At 59.5% G+C, this 20,752-nt stretch carries 27 protein-coding genes; 14 read left to right on the forward strand and 13 right to left on the reverse strand.

Annotated elements, in window-relative coordinates; translation table 11 throughout:
• Positions 1 to 81: 81 nt before the first annotated feature.
• Positions 82 to 702 (forward strand): hypothetical protein, encoded by a 621-nt coding sequence (locus LQD11_RS14615; protein ID WP_238618208.1) that lies wholly within the window; start codon positions 82 to 84, stop codon positions 700 to 702.
• Here LQD11_RS14615 and LQD11_RS14620 read toward each other — a convergent pair.
• The 12 genes from LQD11_RS14620 to gvpA form a co-directional block, all read right to left on the reverse strand.
• Positions 663 to 1,487, reverse strand: a complete 825-nt coding sequence (locus tag LQD11_RS14620) for a GvpL/GvpF family gas vesicle protein (RefSeq protein ID WP_238618209.1) — start codon at positions 1,485 to 1,487, stop codon at positions 663 to 665. The genes LQD11_RS14615 and LQD11_RS14620 overlap by 40 nt on opposite strands.
• Positions 1,484 to 3,664 (reverse strand): CDC48 family AAA ATPase, encoded by a 2,181-nt coding sequence (locus tag LQD11_RS14625; RefSeq protein ID WP_238618210.1) that lies wholly within the window; start codon positions 3,662 to 3,664, stop codon positions 1,484 to 1,486. Before LQD11_RS14625 ends, LQD11_RS14620 begins: the two co-directional genes overlap by 4 nt.
• A 29-nt stretch (positions 3,665 to 3,693) precedes the next feature.
• Entirely contained in the window at positions 3,694 to 4,320 is a 627-nt protein-coding gene (locus LQD11_RS14630; protein ID WP_238618211.1) for an Hsp20/alpha crystallin family protein, read from the reverse strand.
• Positions 4,301 to 4,699 carry a gas vesicle protein gene (locus LQD11_RS14635; RefSeq protein ID WP_238618212.1) on the reverse strand — a complete coding sequence of 133 codons (399 nt, stop codon included), beginning with the start codon at positions 4,697 to 4,699 and terminating at the stop codon, positions 4,301 to 4,303. The genes LQD11_RS14630 and LQD11_RS14635 overlap by 20 nt, the downstream gene beginning before the upstream one ends.
• A gap of 10 nt (positions 4,700 to 4,709) precedes the next feature.
• Positions 4,710 to 5,012 carry a gas vesicle protein K gene (locus tag LQD11_RS14640; protein ID WP_238618213.1) on the reverse strand — a complete coding sequence of 101 codons (303 nt, stop codon included), beginning with the start codon at positions 5,010 to 5,012 and terminating at the stop codon, positions 4,710 to 4,712.
• Positions 4,993 to 5,202 carry a gas vesicle protein gene (locus LQD11_RS14645; RefSeq protein ID WP_238618214.1) on the reverse strand — a complete coding sequence of 70 codons (210 nt, stop codon included), beginning with the start codon at positions 5,200 to 5,202 and terminating at the stop codon, positions 4,993 to 4,995. The genes LQD11_RS14640 and LQD11_RS14645 overlap by 20 nt, the downstream gene beginning before the upstream one ends.
• Before the next feature lie 51 nt (positions 5,203 to 5,253).
• The gene (locus LQD11_RS14650) at positions 5,254 to 5,631 is read right to left on the reverse strand and encodes a hypothetical protein (RefSeq protein WP_238618215.1); all 378 of its coding nucleotides are present in this window, start codon (positions 5,629 to 5,631) and stop codon (positions 5,254 to 5,256) included.
• A gap of 29 nt (positions 5,632 to 5,660) precedes the next feature.
• Positions 5,661 to 5,972, reverse strand: coding sequence for a gas vesicle protein GvpG (locus LQD11_RS14655; RefSeq protein WP_238618216.1), 312 nt, complete (start codon positions 5,970 to 5,972; stop codon positions 5,661 to 5,663).
• Between the two features lie 10 nt (positions 5,973 to 5,982).
• Positions 5,983 to 6,765 carry a GvpL/GvpF family gas vesicle protein gene (locus tag LQD11_RS14660; protein WP_238618217.1) on the reverse strand — a complete coding sequence of 261 codons (783 nt, stop codon included), beginning with the start codon at positions 6,763 to 6,765 and terminating at the stop codon, positions 5,983 to 5,985.
• Between the two features lie 27 nt (positions 6,766 to 6,792).
• Positions 6,793 to 7,122 carry a hypothetical protein gene (locus LQD11_RS14665; RefSeq protein ID WP_238618218.1) on the reverse strand — a complete coding sequence of 110 codons (330 nt, stop codon included), beginning with the start codon at positions 7,120 to 7,122 and terminating at the stop codon, positions 6,793 to 6,795.
• A 34-nt stretch (positions 7,123 to 7,156) separates the two neighbouring features.
• Positions 7,157 to 8,146, reverse strand: a complete 990-nt coding sequence (gvpN, locus tag LQD11_RS14670; RefSeq protein ID WP_238618219.1) for a gas vesicle protein GvpN — start codon at positions 8,144 to 8,146, stop codon at positions 7,157 to 7,159.
• A gap of 115 nt (positions 8,147 to 8,261) precedes the next feature.
• Positions 8,262 to 8,480: a gas vesicle structural protein GvpA gene (gene gvpA / locus LQD11_RS14675; RefSeq protein ID WP_238618220.1), complete on the reverse strand. Its 219-nt coding sequence runs from the start codon at positions 8,478 to 8,480 to the stop codon at positions 8,262 to 8,264.
• A 413-nt stretch (positions 8,481 to 8,893) separates the two neighbouring features.
• Between gvpA and pilM the strand changes: the two genes are divergently transcribed.
• The 13 genes from pilM to LQD11_RS14740 all read left to right on the forward strand — a co-directional run bounded on the left by pilM (position 8,894) and on the right by LQD11_RS14740 (position 20,008).
• Complete coding sequence (pilM, locus tag LQD11_RS14680; protein ID WP_238618221.1) at positions 8,894 to 9,862, forward strand: pilus assembly protein PilM; 969 nt, start codon at positions 8,894 to 8,896, stop codon at positions 9,860 to 9,862.
• A 6-nt stretch (positions 9,863 to 9,868) separates the two neighbouring features.
• Positions 9,869 to 10,471: a PilN domain-containing protein gene (locus LQD11_RS14685; RefSeq protein WP_238618222.1), complete on the forward strand. Its 603-nt coding sequence runs from the start codon at positions 9,869 to 9,871 to the stop codon at positions 10,469 to 10,471.
• 3 nt (positions 10,472 to 10,474) lie between these two features.
• Positions 10,475 to 11,125, forward strand: a complete 651-nt coding sequence (locus LQD11_RS14690; RefSeq protein ID WP_238618223.1) for a hypothetical protein — start codon at positions 10,475 to 10,477, stop codon at positions 11,123 to 11,125.
• Between the two features lie 2 nt (positions 11,126 to 11,127).
• On the forward strand, positions 11,128 to 11,484 hold the full coding sequence (locus tag LQD11_RS14695) for a general secretion pathway protein GspB (protein WP_238618224.1): 357 nt from the start codon (positions 11,128 to 11,130) through the stop codon (positions 11,482 to 11,484).
• Positions 11,485 to 11,586: 102 nt separating this feature from the next.
• Positions 11,587 to 13,236 carry a pilus (MSHA type) biogenesis protein MshL gene (mshL, locus tag LQD11_RS14700; RefSeq protein WP_238618225.1) on the forward strand — a complete coding sequence of 550 codons (1,650 nt, stop codon included), beginning with the start codon at positions 11,587 to 11,589 and terminating at the stop codon, positions 13,234 to 13,236.
• 17 nt (positions 13,237 to 13,253) lie between these two features.
• The gene (locus tag LQD11_RS14705; RefSeq protein WP_238618226.1) at positions 13,254 to 15,014 is read left to right on the forward strand and encodes a GspE/PulE family protein; all 1,761 of its coding nucleotides are present in this window, start codon (positions 13,254 to 13,256) and stop codon (positions 15,012 to 15,014) included.
• Positions 15,014 to 16,234: a type II secretion system F family protein gene (locus tag LQD11_RS14710; protein ID WP_238618227.1), complete on the forward strand. Its 1,221-nt coding sequence runs from the start codon at positions 15,014 to 15,016 to the stop codon at positions 16,232 to 16,234. Before LQD11_RS14705 ends, LQD11_RS14710 begins: the two co-directional genes overlap by 1 nt.
• Before the next feature lie 293 nt (positions 16,235 to 16,527).
• Positions 16,528 to 16,932: a prepilin-type N-terminal cleavage/methylation domain-containing protein gene (locus LQD11_RS15540; RefSeq protein WP_240545052.1), complete on the forward strand. Its 405-nt coding sequence runs from the start codon at positions 16,528 to 16,530 to the stop codon at positions 16,930 to 16,932.
• Positions 16,933 to 17,028: 96 nt separating this feature from the next.
• Positions 17,029 to 17,379 (forward strand): type IV pilus modification PilV family protein, encoded by a 351-nt coding sequence (locus tag LQD11_RS14720; RefSeq protein WP_238618228.1) that lies wholly within the window; start codon positions 17,029 to 17,031, stop codon positions 17,377 to 17,379.
• Between the two features lie 20 nt (positions 17,380 to 17,399).
• A complete protein-coding gene (locus LQD11_RS14725) occupies positions 17,400 to 17,840 on the forward strand; it encodes a pilus assembly FimT family protein (protein WP_238618229.1) in 441 nt (146 codons plus the stop codon).
• Positions 17,837 to 18,628 carry a type II secretion system protein gene (locus LQD11_RS14730; protein ID WP_238618230.1) on the forward strand — a complete coding sequence of 264 codons (792 nt, stop codon included), beginning with the start codon at positions 17,837 to 17,839 and terminating at the stop codon, positions 18,626 to 18,628. The genes LQD11_RS14725 and LQD11_RS14730 overlap by 4 nt, the downstream gene beginning before the upstream one ends.
• Positions 18,625 to 19,062, forward strand: a complete 438-nt coding sequence (locus LQD11_RS14735) for a hypothetical protein (RefSeq protein ID WP_238618231.1) — start codon at positions 18,625 to 18,627, stop codon at positions 19,060 to 19,062. Before LQD11_RS14730 ends, LQD11_RS14735 begins: the two co-directional genes overlap by 4 nt.
• A gap of 49 nt (positions 19,063 to 19,111) precedes the next feature.
• The gene (locus LQD11_RS14740) at positions 19,112 to 20,008 is read left to right on the forward strand and encodes a DUF6701 domain-containing protein (RefSeq protein ID WP_238618232.1); all 897 of its coding nucleotides are present in this window, start codon (positions 19,112 to 19,114) and stop codon (positions 20,006 to 20,008) included.
• A gap of 51 nt (positions 20,009 to 20,059) precedes the next feature.
• Here the strand turns inward: LQD11_RS14740 and LQD11_RS14745 are convergent, their stop codons facing one another.
• Positions 20,060 to 20,716, reverse strand: coding sequence for a PleD family two-component system response regulator (locus LQD11_RS14745; RefSeq protein WP_238618233.1), 657 nt, complete (start codon positions 20,714 to 20,716; stop codon positions 20,060 to 20,062).
• Between the last annotated feature and the right edge of the window lie 36 nt (positions 20,717 to 20,752).

Genomic DNA, 20,752 nt, shown 5'->3' on the forward strand with positions numbered 1-20,752 from the left:
TCGCAGCCAGGGGTGGTTTTGACTTGGGCGGATTCGCGGGCGACACTGCGGGCTCGTCCCATCCAGTGTTTTTACGTCCCGATGACCAAGAAAGTACTTATTCTCGTTCCCGTGTTCCACTCCCTGGCCGACCTGGGTTCCGTGGGGGAGCATGTCGAGCAGCAGCGGGCGGCGGCCGGTGGGATTGACGCCGTCCGGGCGCAGGAAGCCAAGGTGGAGCAGCTCTGGGACGGCATCGAGCAAGCCCTGATGTCGGTCATCCGCTTTACCGGAGTACCTATGGAACAGGTCCGGATTTACCAGGATGGCCTGCCCGTCTGCGACCAGGAACGGAAAATCGTGGACGAGGTGGCGGCCAAGGGCAGCCGAAATTATCAGCTGGTGGCACGACTGACTGATCAGGGCGCGCAGTTGACGGGTACCGAGTCAGCGACGCTGTTACAGCAGGAACTGGCGCTACAGCAAGCCCAAATGGCCGATCAGGGTGAGCCCGCCGCCGAGACGCGGGCGACAACATCACGCTTGCTGCAGGAGCGGGATGCCTTCATCGCCCGCCGCATCCAGGAGACGTTGCAGACGGGAGAGTTGGGGGTGCTGTTCATCGGGCTGTCCCACGATGTGCCGTCTCACCTGGGTAACGAGGTGCATGTGCGACCGCTGTTTCAGGTCCCGGCAGCCGTATCCGTCAGTTCCCGGCAGTAGTTGTAGGGGGGCCAGGGTCCCTGCACCACCAGAATCAGGCCCTCTGTCCGCACCTGGTCGGCCAGTGCCAGTGCCTGTGACTGAAACGCATCGGAACAGTCGGTGTCGACGAGAAAGCTGTGATTGAACACCATGGGCTCATCCCGGCCGGCTGCTTCGCGACCATGGAGGGATAACGGGGCCGCCTCTTCGGCCATATGGGCCAGTTGGGCCACGATTTCCCTACCGAAGTCTTCCATCTGTTGACGAGCCTGCCCGGCAATGATCGTGTCGAGCTTCTTCATCAGCAGATAGCGCTTGCCCGGAGACTCCGGCAGCGCGCGGATCCGGGCGCGGATATCCGGGTCTTCGGCCTTGATGCGATCCTGCACGCACGCTGCGTCCATGAAGCCCTTGATGCTCCATTCGGATTTGTTATTGAGGCGCTGGAACTGCCCTTCGATGGCGGCGTGATGACCGGCCAGGAACGCACGCAGGCTGTCCGGGGACTGGAACAGGGTACCGAACTTCACCGGCAGCACCGGCCCCAGGGCCATGATGTCCTGCACGGTACGGGCATGCGCCACGGCACGGGGACCCAGCCAGGCCAGGGATTGCAGGTTTTCATCACTGAACTGGTCGGCATCCACCCGGCCATACAGGGCGACGATGCCCTCGTGCTCCAGGCATTCCAGTAACACCGGCACCCTGTCCCCTTCCGAGGCCCACGCCGACGGTGCCGGCAGGGCGTCTGCATGGATAGAGCCGCCACGGGCCAGACAGTAGAGATAGAGCGCCTCGGTCATCGTTTCATGGACTCCAGCACCTCGTCGAAGTGGGCTTTCTCCAGGATGACCTCGCAGTCACTCTGATCGGGACCACGGGCCACGCACTCGCGCACGGCTTCCATGGCCGCCCGCTGACACAGTGATGCCAGATCGGCGCCGCTGAAGCCTTCGGTACGGCGGACGATCTCCTTCAAATCCACGTCGGCGGCCAATTGCTTGCCGCGGGTATGCACATTGAGGATGGAGAGGCGAGCCGCACCGTCGGGCACGGGAATCCGCACATGGAGATCGAAGCGGCCCGGACGTAGCAGAGCCGGATCGATACGGTCAGGCCGGTTGGTGGCGGCCAGTACCAGGACGTCGTCGAGCTTTTCCACCCCGTCCAGTTCTGCCAGGAACTGCCCCACCACCCGGTCGGCCACGGCATTTTCACCGCTGCCACGGATCGGGACCAGGGCATCGATCTCGTCGAAGAAGATCAGGCAGGGGGCGACCTGGCGGGCCTTGCGGAAGACTTCCCGCACCGCTGCCTCGGATTCGCCCACATAGCGGGAGAGCAGAGCCGCACCCTTGATGGAGATGAAGTTCATCTCCGTGGGCTGGGCGCTGGCCTGAGCCAGCAGGGTCTTGCCGCAACCTGGCGGCCCGGAAAGGAGAATCCCCTTGGGAGGATGGATGCCGGCCTTGCGGAACAGATGGCGGTAGCGCACCGGCCATTCGATGGCTTCCTGGAGCAGATCCTTGACGTCTTCCAGCCCACCCACGTCGTCCCAGGTGGTGACTGGCACCTCGACGAACACTTCGCGCAACGCGGATGGCTCCACCTCGCGCCGGGCAACGTCGAAGTCCTGCAACCCGACTTCCAGGGCCATCAGGGTGTCCGGCGAGAGGTCGTTCACCTCCAGTTCGATCTGCGGAAACACCCGCCGCAGGCAGGCCATGGCCGCTTCCCGGCACAGGGCCTCCAGATCGGCGCCCACATAGCCGTGCGTGAGGGCGGCGATGTCTTTGAGGTTCACGTCTTCCCCCAGGGGCATGCCCCGGGTATGGATTTCCAGGATCTGCAAGCGCCCCGGCAGGTCAGGGACCGGGATGATGATTTCGCGGTCGAAACGACCCGGGCGGCGCAGGGCCGGATCCAGCAGATTGGGCAGGTTGGTGGCAGCAATGACGATGACCTTGCCGCGCCCTTCCAGTCCGTCCATCAGGGCCAGTAGCTGGGCCACGACTCGGCGTTCCACCTGCTTTTCCCCGCCCAGATCCTCACGCTTGGGGGCAATGGCGTCGATTTCATCGATGAAGATAATCGAGGGTGCGCGGCGCTGGGCTTCCTCGAAGATCTGACGCAGCTTGGCCTCGGATTCACCGTAAAACTTACCGATGATCTCCGGTCCGCTGATGTGCAGAAAGTGCGCATCGGTCTCGTTGGCGACGGCCCGGGCCACCAGGGTCTTGCCGGTGCCGGGGGTGCCGTGGAGCAGGACGCCCTTGGGTGGGTCGATACCCAGTTTTTCGAAAACCTGGGGATAGCGCAGGGGCAGTTCCACCATTTCCCTGACTTTATGCACCACAGGACCAAGCCCGCCCACATCCTCGTAAGAGAGGCCGGAGGCCTTGGGTCTGCCCTCCCCCGAATTGTCCTTGTCGGTGCCGCGGGAGATGCTCAGGCGCGTGGTCGGGCCGATGAAGACGGGGCCCGGCGGATTGGCCTGGACTACCACAAATTCCGCATGCCGGTTGCCGAACAGGGTGGCCCGGATCCGGTCCCCCCGCAAAACGGGGGTACCGTCCAGCAGGCTGCCAATGTATTTCATGTCGCGCTGGGCGGGCACCACATCGGTGGGTTGGAGCACGATGCTCTGCGCCGGGGCGGCCTTGACCCGACGCAGGATGACAGCATCATCCAGGGAGACGCCCGCATTGGTGCGGCTCAGCCCGTCCAGTTGCACCCGGCCCTGATCCCGGTTTTCCTTGAACGCGGGCATGACGCGGCAAATGGTGTTGCGTGCGCCCACCACCTCCACGATATCTCCGATCTGACACCCCAGGGCCTGCAGGTTGGCAGGGTCGATGCGGGCGATGGCCCGTCCGGCATCGCGCTTGGCAGCATCGCTGACCTTCAAGCGCAGGCCCGGATCAGGGTCAGCTGGATGGCTATCGGACGGTCTGCTGGAAGTCCCGGTGAGCGTGGTCATGGTGGTTGGGTCGTTCCTTCAAGGGCGGTTCATTTGGCCAGGCGGATTTCGGCAATACCGCCGTTGCAGGAGCGGGTCATGGCTTCGGTCCCGAACCCGCGAGGCAGCAGGATTTCCTTGTGGTATTTCTTGTCACCCCGCTCGGCATGAAGGACGAGGATGTCCTCGTTGAGTTCGAGACTCAGATCCTCATCCAGGATACCGGGGACTTCGGCCACCACCAGGACGTGGTCGTCTTCATCGAAAACGTCCACCAGGGGCTCACGAATGGACTGGATCTCCACCTCACCGTCATCGGGATTGCGGCGAACATTGCCGAAGGTGTTCACCTGCATGTCGCCCTGGTCGTGCCCACCGATGCCCACACGGACAGAGACGCCGTAGACGCCCCTCGCACCGGTGCCGCCGGTATCACTGAATTCACCGCTGCGATGGACCTGACCACCGGCTTGCTGGGCCTTGTCCACCAGGTCGCCCAGTTGGCCGAGCATGCCGGTGACGGTACCGAGCAGGTTACCGCCGATGGAGACGGAAGCCTGGGACTTGCCCTGCTCTCCCTCGCCGGCGCTGCCAAAGAGCATGTTCAGACGGCGGGAAATCTCGTCGAGACGTTCCCTACCTTCAGCGTACTTGTCGTCATCCGGCTTGCGGGTCATGGGTTACTCCTCCTCCCTTGACGGGATTGTGTTCGGCGGTAGCAGCCGGCCGTTGGGCCAGTGCGGTCTCCAGTTCCCGGATGCGCTGTTGCATGCGCTCCAGTTGTTGCTGGTTTTCCGTGGCTTCGACAGGGTTGAGGTAGGGATTGGAAGCCCACCAGTTGATGCCCATTTCCCGGGCTTTGTCCACGGAACAGATGAGCAGACGGATCTGAATCGTCAGCAGCTCGATGTCCACGAGCTTGATCTTGATGTCTCCGGAAATGACCACGCCCTTGTCCAGGATGCGTTCGAGGATATCGCCCAGCGTGGCGGTATCCATGGCATGGGGCATGCGCTGGGAGACACGGGTTGGAGTCTGCTGCACACTGTGGCTCAAGTCGTCGTCCTCAAAGCAGCTTGCCCAGAGGGCCAAGATCCAGGTTGAGATCCTCATCGGTGAGGCCGAACTGCTGTTTGAGCTGCTGCATTTCCTCTTCCAGTCGCATGAAGGTGAGTCCAAGCCGTTCTGCGTCCTCATCGCTGAGACCACCGGCCTCGATACGCCGCAAGGCCTGCTTTTCGAGCAGCTGGCGGACGAGTTCTATAAGGGTGAGAGCAAGCTGGCCCAGCCCCTTGTGCATGTCATCCGGGTTGAGGGTGATGCGCTGCGACGGCAGCGCATCACGGAGTTCATTCGTGACTTGAGACATGGACTGACTCCTCGGCGGCAACGGGGGCCGGTTTTTCCCGCAGGGTTTCCACTGAGGCAACCACCGCGGTCAGGCCTACATAGACCAGATGGATATCGGCAACCGATATGATGATTTCTCCGGAGACCACGACGCCCTTTTCCAGTACCTGATCAAGTGCTTCACATAATGAGGGGTTGTCTCGTGGCATCGACGCCTCTTGCGAACCGGTCGGTGTTGATCACCGAGCTGGGATGTAAGTTCAGGACTGGCTGTTCCAGGCTCTCAGTCGCTCATAGATGCCCAAGGCGATATGACGGCAATCGGTTTTTTCATAGAAATCAGCCAGTTCCAGCAGCAACTCGACGGCACGTGCAGCCTGTGACGACTTCGGGTATTCATCCAGCAACTGCCAATACAGATCAACGGCCTGTTCCAGTTTGCCTTCCTGCTTGAACTGACAGGCCATGTCGAGGGTTCTATCCAGCAGGATCATTTCCAGATTATTGACCCGAGCTGTATCTCCCGGGGTGGCTGCCGGTACTTCGGACAAACCTGCTTCAGCGAGATTTTTTTCAGCGACATTGGTCAATTCCACATCAATGAACATGTCACATTCCTGCTTGGAAGTGCCAGACATGGTTAAGCTCCTTAGACATATGATGAAATTCAGTTCGAGGCTTGGGTGAAATCGTCTTTCGCGGTGCTTTCACCCTCATCGGCTTCCTCGTATTCGGTTTCATCCTCTTCATCCCTTTCATCCTCTACCGGACTCTGGGTCTCTGCCCAGATTTCATCCAGACGGTCCAGGAGTTCCGCTTCATGGGCTTCGAAAGCCTCTTCGCTGATTTCACCGGCCTCCAGTTGTTCATAGAGCGAGGTTAGCGCCTGGGTGATTCGTTCGGCCTCACCTTCAATCTCTTCACGGGCACGATCATGAATCTCGCGAAACAGCGCGAACAAGCCCTTGGCCGGGGACATGAGGATGTCATCAAGAAGAAGCACGGAGCCTCTCGGCATCGAACCTGACATCGATGAAGTTGAAGGGTGCCCACGGACCGGAATAATTGAAGGACACTTCATTGCCGAACTGGCTCGCCGCCTTGACCACCGCATCTTCAAAAGGCTTGACTTGGTCACGGCTCACCAGACAGGCGAGATTCATGATTTCGTGATCATTGCGCGGATCATTGCTACGGACCTGCACACTCACCGCTTCAAGCAGTGGTTGCACCTTTTCCAGGCAAACTCGTCGGTCTTCATTCAACAAACGATCGAATATCCGTCCCAACTCCACCTTGGCATCACGACCGGGGTCTCGCTGCGAGCCGAAAATTTCGTCGCGCAGTTTTTTGAGTTCAGGGTGGGTGTTCATGATGTATTCGTAGATATTGGATACGTCGAATTTGACGCGCAGCCCCATTTCCACCTTGTCATGGAAATAACGTACCTGCTCCAGCAGGGTGTCATGCTCTTCGCGCAACAGGGATCGAACGGCACTTTCTCCGGCGGCAATGGTGCCGAAAGCCAATGGCAGGCAGGAGGTACCGACATCCGTGAGTTGCTTGATCACGCCGTTATGCACCACAAGGTTAGCGCGCTGCGGTCGCAGGCGAATCTGATCGGTTCTACTGACCAGCGCAGCCAGCTGATTTTCGACGATGCAACGGACCTCTGCCCCCTGCATGCCGATCTTGCCCAGAGAACGGGCCTGGTCTGCCTCAATGATGGCATAAATATATAATCTCGATTTTGATTTTATTGTAGTGGCCATCTTGTTGACTCAGTTTGCAGTAGCCGATCAGTAGTTCAATGTACGCGTGCGTACTCGCAAGCCGGGCATCAGTCCTGCCGTCGCCGACATGCTCTCATTGCCTTTGACGGCGGGGATCGCATCGGGACGCTCCACGAACTGGTAGAGCAGTGCTGATTTGTTAGTGATCGATTCCAGGCGCCGATTGATCTCCTGATTGCGGGCCGCCATCCGCTCCTGTTCCAGCACCAGCCGTTGCCGCTCGATTTCCAACATGGCAAGTTCCATGAGGGCTCCACTGGAACTGCGTGATCGGCGGTGATCGACGATGGATGAAAGGGTCTTGACCTGAGAGGGACTCTTGATGGGCGATTTCATGACGGCAATCCTCCAGGGGGGTGATGGCTCCGTTTCAGGCGTTACCGGCCTTGGCCATGACTTTGGCCGTCTCTTTTGAGGATTTGCCGGCGGTTTTGGACTTGACCGCCCGCGGCTTCCTGCGCGCGGCGGGACGGCGGCAATGCTCATCGATCAACTCATCCAGCATCTGGCCGCCCAGATCCTTGTCGTCATGCCGGATCTTGACGCACTCGTCCCCGATGACGTCATGACACAACTGCCGGAAACGCGGGTCGGCGGCGTCCACGGGAGTCCCTCGCGCGGCCATCACCCGGGCGATCATCAGACAGGCACGAATGGTGGGGCGGGAGTTGTTGACCCCAAAGTCACGAAAGGCGCGAACCATGGAGACAATGGCCCGGGCCTGGTCGAGGGGTAGCCCGGACGATGACTGCGTGACACGGACTTCAGTGTCCAGATCCGGATGGTCGATTCTGAGGGTGAACATGCGATCCAGCAACGCATCCTGGGTCTTGTGAACGCCGGCATATTCCTCCGGGTTACTGGTGAAGATCGCCGTGAAGTTGGGATGTACCTGCAACAGGTTGTCGCCCTTGTGCACCCCCGGCAGGTTGAGCAGTCGTTCCTCAAGCACGGAGAGCAGGACGTTGTTGGCTTCCGGCCTGGAGCGAGTGAATTCGTCATAGATCAGGGTGAAACCGTACTTGCAGGCCGACGTGAGGCGATTGTCCACCCACTGCCGGCTGACGCGCTCCTCACGCTTGACCACTGAGCTGATGTAATTGTCGAGTACGCTGGAGGTGCGATAACCGCTTTGCGAACCCACGAGATCGGAGGACCCGAACTCATCATCACCATGAATCAGGACCACCTGTCGACCCAGCTGCGCAGCCAGATGCATGGCCATGACGGTCTTCCCGGTACCGGCGGGACCGCAGAAATGCACGGCATAGCCCGCATGAATGTACTCCAGTGCACGCTCGGTAATGTCCTTTACATAAGGCGTCTCGATGAAACTGGAACTCTTGTCCAGACTCAACAAGGTTAGTTCACTCGGGCTACCCATCCACTGAAACCTCTCACTGCATTGGCAAGAACTCCCACAGATATGATCTGTAGGAGTTCGTATCAAAGAATCAGGCCAGGCCTGATTCAGCTTACTCGGCTACAGCCGCATTGGCTGTCAGGCCGATGGCCTCGGCATACTTGAGATAAGTTTCCACGGAAGCGACCACAACGCGGGCCTCAACGGAAAGCAGCTCAATACCGACCAGGGAAACCTTGACCCAGGCATCAATCACGATGCCCTTATCAAGGATGCGGTCCACCACTTCTGCAAGACTGGCAGAATCAGTCGTCTTTTGGACACTAGCCATGTCAGTTCTCCTTCACATTGGTATCAGATTCAACACAAATCCAAGGCTTTGTAAGACCAAAGCCTCGAGAATCAACTTATCATAAGTTCATGTTTGATAAAAACTGAAACCATAATCCAAAACGGTACAATCCAGAGCATTCATTTCATATTCATGAATTAATGGCGGACTCCTGATCCAGTTCTTGCACTAGTCATTACTGAATCTACACCATAGAGCGGTTTGGGCCACTTCGTATTGATCCAATATGGAGTATTTGACATAGGTCGCTTTATAAGTAAAACCCTGAACCGGACAACAGAATTACCGGGGCATCGAAAAATCTTCCATATCGGTTGATGATGCCGTAGGCAGTTGCGGCCTGATGGATAACATGGAATCTCACGTTCATCGTCAACAAGGAAGGCATACCTGTGCCGACGCTCAACCGATTCTCGCCTTCCAGATACCGGGTCGGCCTGCATCAGGAGCCCCGAGGACTGGCGATGGCCGTACTGGATACCGGCACCGGCCAACGTCCCCGGCTGGTGGACTACGGCTGGTGGCCGGGTCAGGACATCCAACGGAACATCCAGACGCTGGGCGATCAGGTCCGGCGCAGTCATCTGCGCAAGGCACGTACCCATTTCGTACTGGCCCCCAGTGAATACGCCTGCATCCTGCTGGAAGAACCCCGGGTCGAAGCGGGGGAACTGCAGGAAGCCCTGCGCTGGAAGCTGGTCGATGCCCTGCCCTATCCGGCCGACGAGGCCGTGATCGACACCTTTCCCACCCCGCTCCAGGACAAGCGCGGGGGTGGTTCGACCATGATCCAGGTGGTGGCGGCCCGGGATTCGCTGATCAGTGAGCGTGCCCGCCAGGTCCAGGAAGCCGGTTTTCGTCTGGAGACGGTGGATATCCTGGAAATGGCATTGCGTAACCTGGCCGTCCGTCGCGATGGCCGTCACGATGTCCATGCCGTCGTGCACGTGGGCATGGATCGGAGCCTGATCGTGGTGATCCGGGATCGCCTGCTGTTTCTCACCCGCCGCCTGCCGCTGGGTTACCGGCAACTGGACCAGCCAGACCTGCCGGTACTCGACATGACGGAGGCATCCTCACCACCCACCCGTGTGTCCGAACAGCGGCTGTGGGATGAGATCTGCCGTTCCCTGGAGTATTACGAACGCCATGTCGCTGGTGGCGGTGCCGAGCATGCACTGAGTCTGATCACCGGGTTTCCGGGGGACGGGGCACTGGTGCAATGGATGCAGCAGGAGACCCGCATGAGGCCGATGAGTCTGGAAGATCTGCTGGAGATCCCGCCGGACACCCATATCGACCCTCAGGCCCACGCCCCCCTGATGATCGCCGTGGGCGGCGCCCTGCGCCTGGAGGACTAAGACGGCATGAAACAAAGCATCAACCTCTACCGGATTCATAACCCTGGACCACGGGTGTGGATCTCATTACGCAACATGCTGCTACTGGCGCTGATCCTGGCCTTGGTGCTGGCCGTGCATACCGGACTGCAGACCCGGGAAGCGACGCTGCTGAATCAATCCCTGGCCGACATGCGCGCCCGGGAGCGGCAGTTACAGGAAGACTTGCAACGGTTGCGGGAATTGATCCCTCCCCAGACGCGAGCCGACAACCTCCAGGCCGATATCGATGCGATGACGGCCCGCCGTGAACGGCTGGAGCGAAGCATCGAAGTCCTGCAACTGCACCTGCCCCGGGCCGGGGTGGACCTGCGGGCACCCCTGCAGGCGTTGGACCGTTCGAACCAGTCCGGGCTCTGGCTCACCGGCGTGACCCTGGACGACCAGGGTCGAGGCTTGCGCCTGGAAGGCCGAGCCCTGGCTTCGCGCCTTGTGCCCGCCTACCTGGACCGCATGACCCGGGAACCGGCCCTTGCAGGTCTGCGCTTTCACCAGGTCCGCGTCCAACAGGCCGAAAACGAATCCCCCGGTGTGCAGTTCGTGATCTCCACTCGACCCGAAGGTAACTGAACCATGTCGTTCATTGCGCGGTTTGCTGATCGCATCAACAGTTACAGCCTGCGTGAACGCCTCCTCATGACTTTCCTGGTGTTGATAGTGCTGGTACTGGCGTGGGACCGGGTGTTCCTGCATCCGCTGGAACAGCGCCGTCTCGACAAGCAGGCAGAGATGCAGCAGATCCAGACCCGGGTGGAAGACTTGATGACGGCGATCCAGCAGCTCGCCCTCCAGCCCGAAGATCAGACCGAGGCTGGGCTGGAAGCCCGGCGCGATGCCCTGCGCACGGACCTGGGGCAGCTGGAGCAGCAACTGCAAACCCTGCACCGAGGATTTGCCTCCCCCCGGGAGGCCATCCGAGTACTGGCCGGTCTGCTGCGGGATCGCCCCGGGGTCAGCGTGGTGGAACTGGCCAACCTGCCGCCGGAACCCTTGCGGTTCGAGCGCGGCGACGAGGGCATCCCCACAGGCATCTTCATCCATCGTTTGCGCCTAGTGGTGGAAGCCGATTTTGCCGCCGTGGTGGATTTCATGGGACTGGTCGAAGACCTCCCCGACGGGGTCTTCTGGGAAACACTGCAGCTTGAGGTACCCCAATGGCCGATCAATCGGGTGAGCATGACCCTGTACGGTCTGTCCGCAGACGAAAACTGGCTGGGGCTATGAAGATGAAGACATCCGGCCGAGTCGCCGTAGCCTTGCTGAGCACGGGTTGTCTTGTCCCGGCCCTATCCCTGGCTGACCCGACCCGCCCTCCGACCCCGCAGGAACTGCGTGCCTGGCAGGGCATGCTGGATGCCGAGCAGGCGACCACCCGGGGGTGGGTCCTGCAATCGGTGCTGATGGCGCCGCAACGGCGCATCGCCATCATCAACGGACAGCGTGTCGGGGTGGGTGAAACCGTGGACGGTGCCCGGGTGATCCGGATCGAAGCCGCGGCGGTGGCACTGAGCCATGAAGGCCGGGACATCACACTCCGGTTGACTGAAGTCCATGCCGTCGACATCCGCCCTTCGGGGCGATAAGCCTACGGTTCGACAAATAGAGATGAATTCATGAAGCAACCCGCACCTTCATCCCCCCGTGGGAGCGGCCCTCGGCCACGAACGAACCCGAATCGCACCCGCATGACATGGCTACTGATTCCTCCCCTGCTGGCCCTGGTGGCGGGCTGCTCCAGTATCCAGGAACGCTCGGCCAAGACTGCGGAAGCCATCGACACGGCCCTGAATCTCGACGCGCTCACAATGCCCGTCCCCCCGGTCGAAGCCCGGACACCCGCACCGGCCCACCGTATCGAACCCGAACCGGAACCCATGCCGGCCTACGAACGCTTCGACGTGGTGGTCCGCAATGCACCCGCCCGCGAAGTGCTGATGAGTCTGGTGGAAGGCACCGACACCAACCTGGTGGTGCATCCGGAAGTAGACCAGATCATCTCCCTGGAATTACGCCAGGTCACCCTGCCCCAGGTGCTCGAAGTGATGCAGGAAGTCTACGGACTCGAATACCGACGCAACGCCTTCGGCTACACCGTGCGCCCGCCGCGATTGGAAAGCCGGATCTACCACGTCAACTATCTGGACGTGCAGCGCAGCGGACGCTCCAGCATCCGCGTCAGCTCCGGCCAGGCCACCGAAACCGTCGGTACGGACAGCAACTTCACGGGCCGCCGCACCACCGCCGGCGATGACGAAAGGGGCCTGAGCACCCGCATCCAGACCGATTCCGAATCCCGGTTCTGGAACGACCTGTCCGCCAGCCTGGAAAACATCATCGGCGATCAGGACGGACGCAGGGTCATCGTCAACCGCCAGTCCGGCGTGGTGTCGGTGCGGGCCATGTCCGATGAACACCGCATGGTGGCCGAGTTGATCGAGGCGGTCCAGGGCAGCGTCCAGCGTCAGGTGATCCTGGAAGCCAAGATCGTCGAAGTGGAACTGCGCGACGGCTTCCAGTCGGGCATCAATTGGGCGGCCCTGGGCCGCATCGACGGCCGCTCCGTCGCCGCCGGACAGTTCAATGGACCGGCCCTGCTCGATGAAGGCTTTGCCGCCACCCGGGGCCGCACGCTCGGCGCCCTGGCCGAGGACTTCGACATCACCCTGTTCGGCGGCTCCACCCTGGTGGCCGCCGTTGCCGGAGACTTCGCCGCCCTCATCGAACTGCTGGAGACCCAGGGCCGCACTCAGGTGCTGTCCAGCCCGAGAGTGGCCACGGTCAACAACCAGAAGGCAGTCATCAAGGTGGGCCAGGACGAATTCTTCGTCACCGACGTTTCCGCCCAGACCGCCACCGGCACCACCGCCACTACCCGTGCCAGTTCGGTACAGCTCACCCCCTTCTTCTCAGGGATCGTGCTCGACGTCACCCCCCAGGTGGCCCCCGATGGACAGGTGATCCTCCATGTGCGGCCCACGGTGAGCGAAGTCACCGAACAGATCCGCAACATCACCATCAGTGACGAAGAAGAACAGATCCTGCCCCTGGCCCGCACCACCGTGCGCGAATCCGACAGCATCGTCCGCGCCCGCAGCGGTCAGGTGGTGGTGATCGGCGGCCTGATGCGCGAGTCCACCCGTCAGCAGCGGGCCGGCACTCCCGGCCTGAGCAGCCTGCCCATCATCGGTCGTGCCTTCTCCAGTCAGCGGGAAAGCGCCGTCAAGACCGAACTGGTGATCCTGCTACGCCCCATCGTGGTGGCTTCGGATCTGGAATGGGACCGCCAGATCGATGAGCATCGCCGGCGCATGCAACAACTGCAAGCGGGGGAATGATGGTAGAGCCACACGCCATGCCCAGCAACAGAATCGGCGAACTGCTGTGCGCCTCCGGAGTCATTACCCAGGCCCAGCGGGATCAGGCCCTGAGCCGACAAGCGCGGGACGGCGGCCGTCTGGGACACATCCTGATCGAGATGGGCCTGGTGAACGAGCAGGACCTGCTGCAGAACCTGAGTCGCCAGGCGGGGCTGGCCTGGGTGGATCTGAGACAGTTTCAGTTGTGTTCACGCACGGTTCGCCGCCTGCCCGAAGCCCATGCCCGCCGCTTTCGCGCCATCCTGCTGGAGGATCTGGGCCATGCCGTGCGGGTAGCCATGGCCGACCCCACCGACCTGCTTGCCTGCGACGAGATCCAGCACCATCTGGACCTACCCGTCGAACCGGTACTGGCCAGCGAAGCGGCCGTGCTCGACGCCATCGACCGTGTCTACCGGCGCACCGACGAAATCCACTCCCTGGCCGAGGAACTGGGCCAGGAAATCTCCAGCCGGGACTACAACCTGTCCGATCTGGGCCTGAACCAACCGGCTCAGGATGCGCCGGTCATCAAGCTGCTGCAATCCCTGTTCGCGGATGCGATCCAGGTGGGGGCTTCGGACATCCACATCGAACCCGGTGACCAATTGCTGAGGATCCGGCTGCGGGTGGACGGTCACCTACAGGAACAGGTGATCCCCGGGGACCGCATCACCTCGGCCCTGGTCACCCGCATCAAACTCATGGGCATGCTCAATATCAGCGAACGACGCCTGCCCCAGGACGGCCGCTTCACCATCCGGGTGAAGGATCAGCCCATCGACGTGCGCCTGTCCACCATGCCCATCCAGCACGGCGAGTCGGTGGTCATGCGCCTGCTGTATCAAAGCGCTGCGTTGCTGGACATGGGCAACCTGGGCATCCCCGACACCATTGCCGGAAAGGTGCGCCGGATCATCCAGCGCCCTGCCGGCATGTTCCTGGTGACCGGCCCCACCGGCTCGGGCAAGAACACTACCCTCTACGCCGCCCTGAACGAGATCAACACCCCCGACCGCAAGATCATCACCGTGGAAGACCCGGTGGAATACCAGCTGGCGCGGATCAACCAGGTGCAGGTAAGGGAAAAGATCGGCCTGGACTTTGCCCGTACCCTGCGCACCGTGCTGCGCCAGGACCCGGACGTGGTCATGGTGGGCGAAATGCGCGACCAGGAAACCGTCCTGATCGGCCTGAGGGCAGCCATCACCGGCCACATGGTGTTTTCCACCCTGCACACCAGCTCCGCCCCCGAGAGTATCAGCCGGCTGCTGGACATGGGCGCCGAGGGTTACATGCTGGCAGCAGCCCTGGATGCGGTGATGGCCCAGCGGCTGGTACGCCGGGTATGCGAGCACTGTGCCAGGCCGGTAACCCCGGATCGGCATCAGCAGGCCTGGTGGCGCCATCACCGTAGCCCGTCGGCGTCGGACAGGGTCCGCTTTCAGACCGGTGCAGGCTGCACCTTCTGCGGCAATACCGGCTACCGGGGCCGCATCGGAGTCTATGAACTGCTGGAAATGGACGAGGCCCTGACCGACGCCCTGCGACGAAGGGACATCCGGGAATTCATGCACCGGGTTCGTCACTCCCGGGACTACCGTCCCCTGCTGCAATGCGCCCTGGACTACGCCGAACAGGGCATCACCACCCTGGACGAGGTCATGCGTCTGGCCGGCGGTCTGGACGACCACCGGGAGGCGACGACAATAGAGCCGCCGCAAACGCTCCTCAGCCTGCGTGGAGGCCTATCCTGATGCCCGAGTTCCTCTGGCGCGCACGCAACAGCGCGGGCACGGCTCAGTCGGGACGGATGGAGGCCGGTGAACGCCTCCAGGTGGCCCGCCGCCTGATGGAACGGGGCCTGACGCCGATCTCCATCGAGCCGATGCTCGAACGCCCCCCGGAAGTGCGCGACTGGCGGCACTGGCTGGGCTGGGACAGGCCATCCCTGGACGAGTTGGCGCTGTTCTGCCGGCAAATGTACACCCTGACCCGGGCCGGCGTGCCGCTGATCCAGGGCTTGGGCAGCCTGGCCGCCGCCACCCACAATTCGTTACTCAAGCAGGGCATTGAACAGATCGCCGAAGCCCTGGGGGAAGGCAGCACGCTGGCGGAAGGCATGATGCGCAGTCGCAACGTGTTCCCACCCATGCTCATCAGCGTGGTGCGGGTGGGCGAATCCAGCGGCAACCTGCAGGAATCCTTCAACCAGATCGCCCATCATCTGGAACAGGAGCGGGATTTTCGCCGCCGGGTGGGGAGCGCCCTGCGCTATCCCTTCCTGGTGGTGGCCGCCATGCTCGCCTCGCTGACGGTCATCCTCACGTGGGTGATTCCCACCTTTGCCGACTTCTTCACCCGGCAGGGGGTATCCCTGCCCCTACCTACCCGGATCATCATCGGCGCATCGGACCTGATGATCACCCTGTGGTGGCTCCTGGCCCTGCTGCTGGCGGCCGGCTGGATGGGCTTTCGTTACTGGGTGGGCACCCGAGACGGCCACTTGGCCTGGGACCATACCAAGCTGCGCATCCCCCTCTTCGGCGACATCCTCTTTCGCAGCACCATGGCCCGCTTTGCCCGCGCCTTCGGCATGACCATCCGTTCCGGCGTGCCACTGATACAAGGACTGACGCTGGTGTCCCAGTCCCTTGAAAACGAATACATCGGCAGCAAGGTGAAGCGCATGTGCGAAGGCATCGAGCGCGGCGACAGCCTCTCCCGCACCGCCCAGTCCACCGAGCTGTTTTCTCCCCTGCTGCTGCAGATGATCAATGTGGGAGAAGAGACCGGTGATGTGGCGGCAATGCTGGAAGAAACGGCCGATCATTATGAACGTGAAGTAGACCATGAACTGAAGAATCTATCGTCATTGATCGAGCCGATCCTGCTGTTATTCCTGGGCATGGTGGTACTCGTACTGACACTGGGGGTATTTCTGCCCATGTGGGATCTGGGGCGAGTCACCCTGTAATCGATTCATCGCAAACGAAGGTAAAACCATCATTGAAGTACATCCATCAAAGCCCACAAATACCACCATTTCAGATATTTTTCATAATTGCCGTTTTTGGCTTTGAGTTAATCTAAACTCAGTGCGAATGCAGCATGACTCGGCAACAGGACTGCATGAAGAGCATTTCTAATCAGTGAAAACAAAAATAACCATGAACTGAAAGAGGAAGTTCTAAAATCAAACGGAAAAGCCGATCATTGATGTCGCATGAATACACGGAAATCTCAACTCAAAGAAGAGGACAACCCGGCATGAAAGGCATTCAGACTCAGAAAGGCTTTACGTTGATCGAGCTGATTATTGTGATTGTCATTATTGCGTTACTGGCTGCGGTAGGTATACCGAGATTTACGGATCTTTCAGAAGGTGCAAAAAAAGCAACAGCACAGGCACTCGCTCAAAACCTCAACTCTGCGCATAGCATCAACTATTCTGCCTCCTTGATGCCGGATCCTTTTGTAACGGTTAAAAATATTAGTGATTGCAAGGATTCAGGAATTCTTCTTGAAGATGGCATTCCCAATGGATTTAAAGTTGGAGAAAAACCAATACCTAACACTGCCCCTTGGATCACGGACTGCAACATTTGCTTGGTTAGTGACAGTTCTTGCACAACTATTTTGGCAACCTTCACAGGAAGATACGTACAACGATAACCAGTAACACCATAAAATTTCCAACCATAAAAAAACCGATCCAAACAAATGGAAGCAAGGGATCTGCTTCCTTGGATTCAATCAAAAGACTGCAACATGCCACATGTACTGCCGGGATCGAAGCGAGAACAAGGATTCACCCTGATAGAAGCCGTCATCGGCATCACCCTGATCGGCATAGCCGCAACCCTGTTTCTGACGCTGTCCGGCCCCATCCTGTCCCAGGGAGAGCCCTGGCATCAGAGTCAGGCAAGACATGTCGCCAGGGCACATATGGATGAGATCCTCCGAAAATGTGAAAAACCCGATATACCCAGTGATACGGGCTTCACCGTCACCATAGCACCAAGCAATTTCCATGAAAACGCAGGCCCGGTCTCCATCACCGTGAAACACGAAAGATCACCGGCATCCATCACCCTGCAGGGTTTCATCAACTGCATATGACAGGGCGAAAAAATTTCCAGATGTCTCAACACGGCCTCACATTACTGGAAATGCTCCTCATCATGGTGCTGATCGGCGCTCTGGCCGCCGTTGTCTGGCCAAAAATCAATATTGACGGCTTCCAGGATTACCGATTCGCCAATGAACTGACCCAGGCCTTCAGGGATGCCCGTCGCATCGCATCCGATACCGGAAAAACGGTTTGCATGAAGCTCGATCCTGATGGATACGAAGTATTTTTTTGCCATGATCCTGACGATACATACCCCATTCCCCACCCCTCACGGCCTGGTGATTACTCCGGAACGGGCAATATCATTGATCCGAAAGATCCGCTGGAACTGAAATTCAACCCGTTGGGGCTTCATCAACCGGTCGATGCCGCCGTCACTGTAACAATCAGGGGCGGCCATACCATCGAGATTCAGCCGATCACCGGTTATGCGCGAACCCTAAGATGACCCTTCTCCCCTGCCACAGTCGCCCACGCCGGATCAGACACCCTGATTGCAGGGGCTTCACCCTGCTGGAACTGATCCTTGCCATCACGCTGGTCGGCATACTGGCGGCATTTTCCCTCACATTCCTGATCCAGCCGGTTCGGTTCATGGTGGAATCCAGTCTTCGTGCCGAGCAGGTGGATACCGCGGACATGGCCATGTCCCTCATGACCCGCGAATTGCGGGGTGCCTTGCCCAACAGTATCCGGATCCATACTGACGAAAATGCTCTGGAGTTCATTCCCGTGCTCGGTGCCGGTCGTTACCAGCGATATGGACAATCCGCCTTGAATGTGACGGCAAAAGAAGGTGACTTCGGGTTTCATGGTTTCATACCGACAGACCTGCAGAACGCCTGTAATTCCGATTGTCGGATTTCCATTTACAACACCGGGCAGACAGGCATGGATGCTTATTATTGCGAACAGCTTGCCAGGGTTTCTAAAATCCATCCTGACCGAATTTCATTTGAAGAGGCCGCATTCAGGACACACTCGCCCCAGCAGCGCTTCTATCTCGTGCGCCATGCCGTCAAATATGTCTGTGACAAAGGTGAACTGAGGCGTCGGACATTCACTCTCTGTGATGCCCCAAAGACCCCGACTGACGCCCTTCTGGCAACCGGTGTGAAATCATGCGACTTTTCATACAACCCGATGCAAGGTCTTGTAAAAATGGAACTGAATCTCTCGCATAAGGGACAACCCCTGTCCCTGTTCACCCGGGTACAGGTCTTGAATGCGCCATGAGTCCGCTGCCTCATACCTTCAGCCAGGGCAGCCCTTCCACCCAGTCAGGGGGCGCTCTCATCACCGCAGTTATCATGATCACCCTCCTAAGCGTGGTCGGTGCCGTCCTTGCCCAGATTGCATCTCAACAGCATGCCTCCCAGTCCAGGGCGTTCATCGCGGACCAGGCCTGGTATGCGGCACTGGGAAGGCTTGAGAAGGCAAATGTCGAACTGCGAAATAATCCGAAGCAATGTCCTACTGAAGTAGAACAGGATTTCCTCGACACAGGTTTGTCGACCACTCTGATTTGCCTTTCGTATCCGGATATCGAACCGGATCTCACCCTGTATGACCTAATGGCCAGCGCCTGCCATTCTGATGCAATCATCGGTTCTGACATATGCCGAACCGCAAGATCACAGCTTATCGTCCCAACGTCCCAGAACGACTGATTCCAAGGCCCATCCATTCATGCACTGCAAGCCCTTTCGAACAGCCGGCATGTTCCTCATCCTGCCGGCCATGATGTTGACGTCCGCCGTAGGGGCTGAATTCGTGATTTCAGATCCGCAGCTTGTCAACCGGGCTGAGTCCAGGTTCAGCCTTCCGGAGTGTCCGTCAGTCTTCACCTATCTGGGTGAGGCAGTCTGGGTGGATTTCACGCTTGAATGGGATGGAGATGAAGAGCAGAGGCCTGAGATTGGCGGAGAAAACCTGATTTTTGACATCCTTCTGGATCCAGAAGACGAAAACATTATCAAAAAACAGGAAGTGACTGTAGGCAACTGGAATGACAAAAAGAGTCGGGTGACTCTGAAGATAACCACCAGCAGGCAAGATCCGACCAACCTGACTGCACAGTTGACGGTGAGTATCAAAAATATTGCTGATCACTCCCTACGGGATGCGCCGGTTAAAGTCGGAACGACACAGCTCAGACTGGGCCGCCTCAGACTGGACAATGACCTTGGAGCGCGAGGTCCACTGGTGGTTCGCTGGCAGACGGAGTACTGGGATGACGAGGGCTGGATGCCCAATATTGAAGATGAATGTACCGCTTTTAATCCTGCCGATGTTCGCTACCGCACCACTCTCACGGGGGAGGAAGGCTCTGCCCTACCGGAAGCGGGTTCCCCTGTACCCCTGAATAGCCATAGCCTAAATAGCCATAGCCTAGCTGGACGGCTTTCTAATGATGATGAGAACTGGCGGCTCGACCTTTCCGGGGGCGCAGGCAAGCTGGGTTTCCGCCGTCTGGAGGGTGATGAGCCGGACTGGCTGGAGGTGAGATTCGACCCTGAAGGCATCAAGGATGTGTTCGGCGAGGTGGAATGGGCGCGATTGTCATTTGGACTTCATGCCGGTGATCGGCGTCGGGTATTCACCCTGGAGCCATGAGCCTGTCCAGGACCTCATGTGGAAGCGAGCCTGTCCTGCCGCAGGTGGATGTCACGCCCTGAGCAGTACCACCGGATAGGTTGATACCGGCAGGTCCGCGTTCTTTTCCACCGCCTTGATCACCTCGGCATAATTGCCTTCCGGCAGATCTTCGCCCAGCGATGCCTTGACATCGTGCCGAGCAAAATAACGATTGATCTGAATGGCTGTGTCCAGATAGCTTTCGGGCAGCATGTGGCTGCGGAGACGGGTGATGCCCGCGCCTCTCACCACCGCTTCGGCAATTTCATCCCCGTTCACCGGGGACGGCAGCAGGTCATCCACCTGTTTGCGAAAGATCCGGCGCAGGGTTGCCTGATCCAGCGACTCACTTAGCACGATGATGGAGGGCGGCATCTTGCGCTCCACATGGGCCCAGGCACGCACCTGGTCGATCAGTGAAAAGGCCTGCGCCTCCACATGACTGACATCCAGCACCAGGCAGTCCACTTCCAGGGCCTGGCCCGGCTTTTTCAGGGCCGCGGTGATGCTGGTTTCCAGAAAAACATCGATGTTGCGCCTTTGCAGTTCATATAGCGACTCATCCGACAGACCGGACTGCTGCTGCACCCACCACACCTGGAAGGGGGTGATCGGAGCCTGATCCTGAATCTGTAGCAAGCCGGCGTTCGGGTTTTCCTCGGAAGGTAGTGTGTTCCGTTCCAGCATGCTGACTGCTCCTTTGCCGTGATGTACCTACCCGCA

This window comes from Ectothiorhodospira shaposhnikovii, assembly GCF_022227765.1.
Lineage (GTDB): Bacteria > Pseudomonadota > Gammaproteobacteria > Ectothiorhodospirales > Ectothiorhodospiraceae > Ectothiorhodospira.

What these genes read in the sequence shown, in the direction of transcription:
- LQD11_RS14630 (WP_238618211.1), bottom strand. Translation starts at nt 4,320, where the DNA reads ATGACCCGCAAGCCGGATGACGACAAGTACGCTGAAGGTAGGGAACGT.
- LQD11_RS14655 (WP_238618216.1), bottom strand. Translation starts at nt 5,972, where the DNA reads ATGTCCCCGGCCAAGGGCTTGTTCGCGCTGTTTCGCGAGATTCATGAT.
- LQD11_RS14625 (WP_238618210.1), bottom strand. Translation starts at nt 3,664, where the DNA reads ATGACCACGCTCACCGGGACTTCCAGCAGACCGTCCGATAGCCATCCA.
- LQD11_RS14725 (WP_238618229.1), top strand. Translation starts at nt 17,400, where the DNA reads ATGTCTCAACACGGCCTCACATTACTGGAAATGCTCCTCATCATGGTG.
- LQD11_RS14665 (WP_238618218.1), bottom strand. Translation starts at nt 7,122, where the DNA reads ATGAAATCGCCCATCAAGAGTCCCTCTCAGGTCAAGACCCTTTCATCC.
- LQD11_RS14695 (WP_238618224.1), top strand. Translation starts at nt 11,128, where the DNA reads ATGAAGACATCCGGCCGAGTCGCCGTAGCCTTGCTGAGCACGGGTTGT.
- LQD11_RS14640 (WP_238618213.1), bottom strand. Translation starts at nt 5,012, where the DNA reads ATGTCTCAAGTCACGAATGAACTCCGTGATGCGCTGCCGTCGCAGCGC.
- LQD11_RS14685 (WP_238618222.1), top strand. Translation starts at nt 9,869, where the DNA reads ATGAAACAAAGCATCAACCTCTACCGGATTCATAACCCTGGACCACGG.
- LQD11_RS14745 (WP_238618233.1), bottom strand. Translation starts at nt 20,716, where the DNA reads ATGCTGGAACGGAACACACTACCTTCCGAGGAAAACCCGAACGCCGGC.
- LQD11_RS14735 (WP_238618231.1), top strand. Translation starts at nt 18,625, where the DNA reads ATGAGTCCGCTGCCTCATACCTTCAGCCAGGGCAGCCCTTCCACCCAG.
- LQD11_RS14615 (WP_238618208.1), top strand. Translation starts at nt 82, where the DNA reads ATGACCAAGAAAGTACTTATTCTCGTTCCCGTGTTCCACTCCCTGGCC.
- LQD11_RS14710 (WP_238618227.1), top strand. Translation starts at nt 15,014, where the DNA reads ATGCCCGAGTTCCTCTGGCGCGCACGCAACAGCGCGGGCACGGCTCAG.
- mshL (WP_238618225.1), top strand. Translation starts at nt 11,587, where the DNA reads ATGACATGGCTACTGATTCCTCCCCTGCTGGCCCTGGTGGCGGGCTGC.
- LQD11_RS14720 (WP_238618228.1), top strand. Translation starts at nt 17,029, where the DNA reads ATGCCACATGTACTGCCGGGATCGAAGCGAGAACAAGGATTCACCCTG.
- gvpA (WP_238618220.1), bottom strand. Translation starts at nt 8,480, where the DNA reads ATGGCTAGTGTCCAAAAGACGACTGATTCTGCCAGTCTTGCAGAAGTG.
- LQD11_RS14730 (WP_238618230.1), top strand. Translation starts at nt 17,837, where the DNA reads ATGACCCTTCTCCCCTGCCACAGTCGCCCACGCCGGATCAGACACCCT.
- LQD11_RS14705 (WP_238618226.1), top strand. Translation starts at nt 13,254, where the DNA reads ATGCCCAGCAACAGAATCGGCGAACTGCTGTGCGCCTCCGGAGTCATT.
- LQD11_RS14650 (WP_238618215.1), bottom strand. Translation starts at nt 5,631, where the DNA reads ATGTCTGGCACTTCCAAGCAGGAATGTGACATGTTCATTGATGTGGAA.
- LQD11_RS14740 (WP_238618232.1), top strand. Translation starts at nt 19,112, where the DNA reads ATGTTCCTCATCCTGCCGGCCATGATGTTGACGTCCGCCGTAGGGGCT.
- LQD11_RS15540 (WP_240545052.1), top strand. Translation starts at nt 16,528, where the DNA reads ATGAAAGGCATTCAGACTCAGAAAGGCTTTACGTTGATCGAGCTGATT.
- LQD11_RS14690 (WP_238618223.1), top strand. Translation starts at nt 10,475, where the DNA reads ATGTCGTTCATTGCGCGGTTTGCTGATCGCATCAACAGTTACAGCCTG.
- LQD11_RS14645 (WP_238618214.1), bottom strand. Translation starts at nt 5,202, where the DNA reads ATGCCACGAGACAACCCCTCATTATGTGAAGCACTTGATCAGGTACTG.
- LQD11_RS14620 (WP_238618209.1), bottom strand. Translation starts at nt 1,487, where the DNA reads ATGACCGAGGCGCTCTATCTCTACTGTCTGGCCCGTGGCGGCTCTATC.
- LQD11_RS14660 (WP_238618217.1), bottom strand. Translation starts at nt 6,765, where the DNA reads ATGGCCACTACAATAAAATCAAAATCGAGATTATATATTTATGCCATC.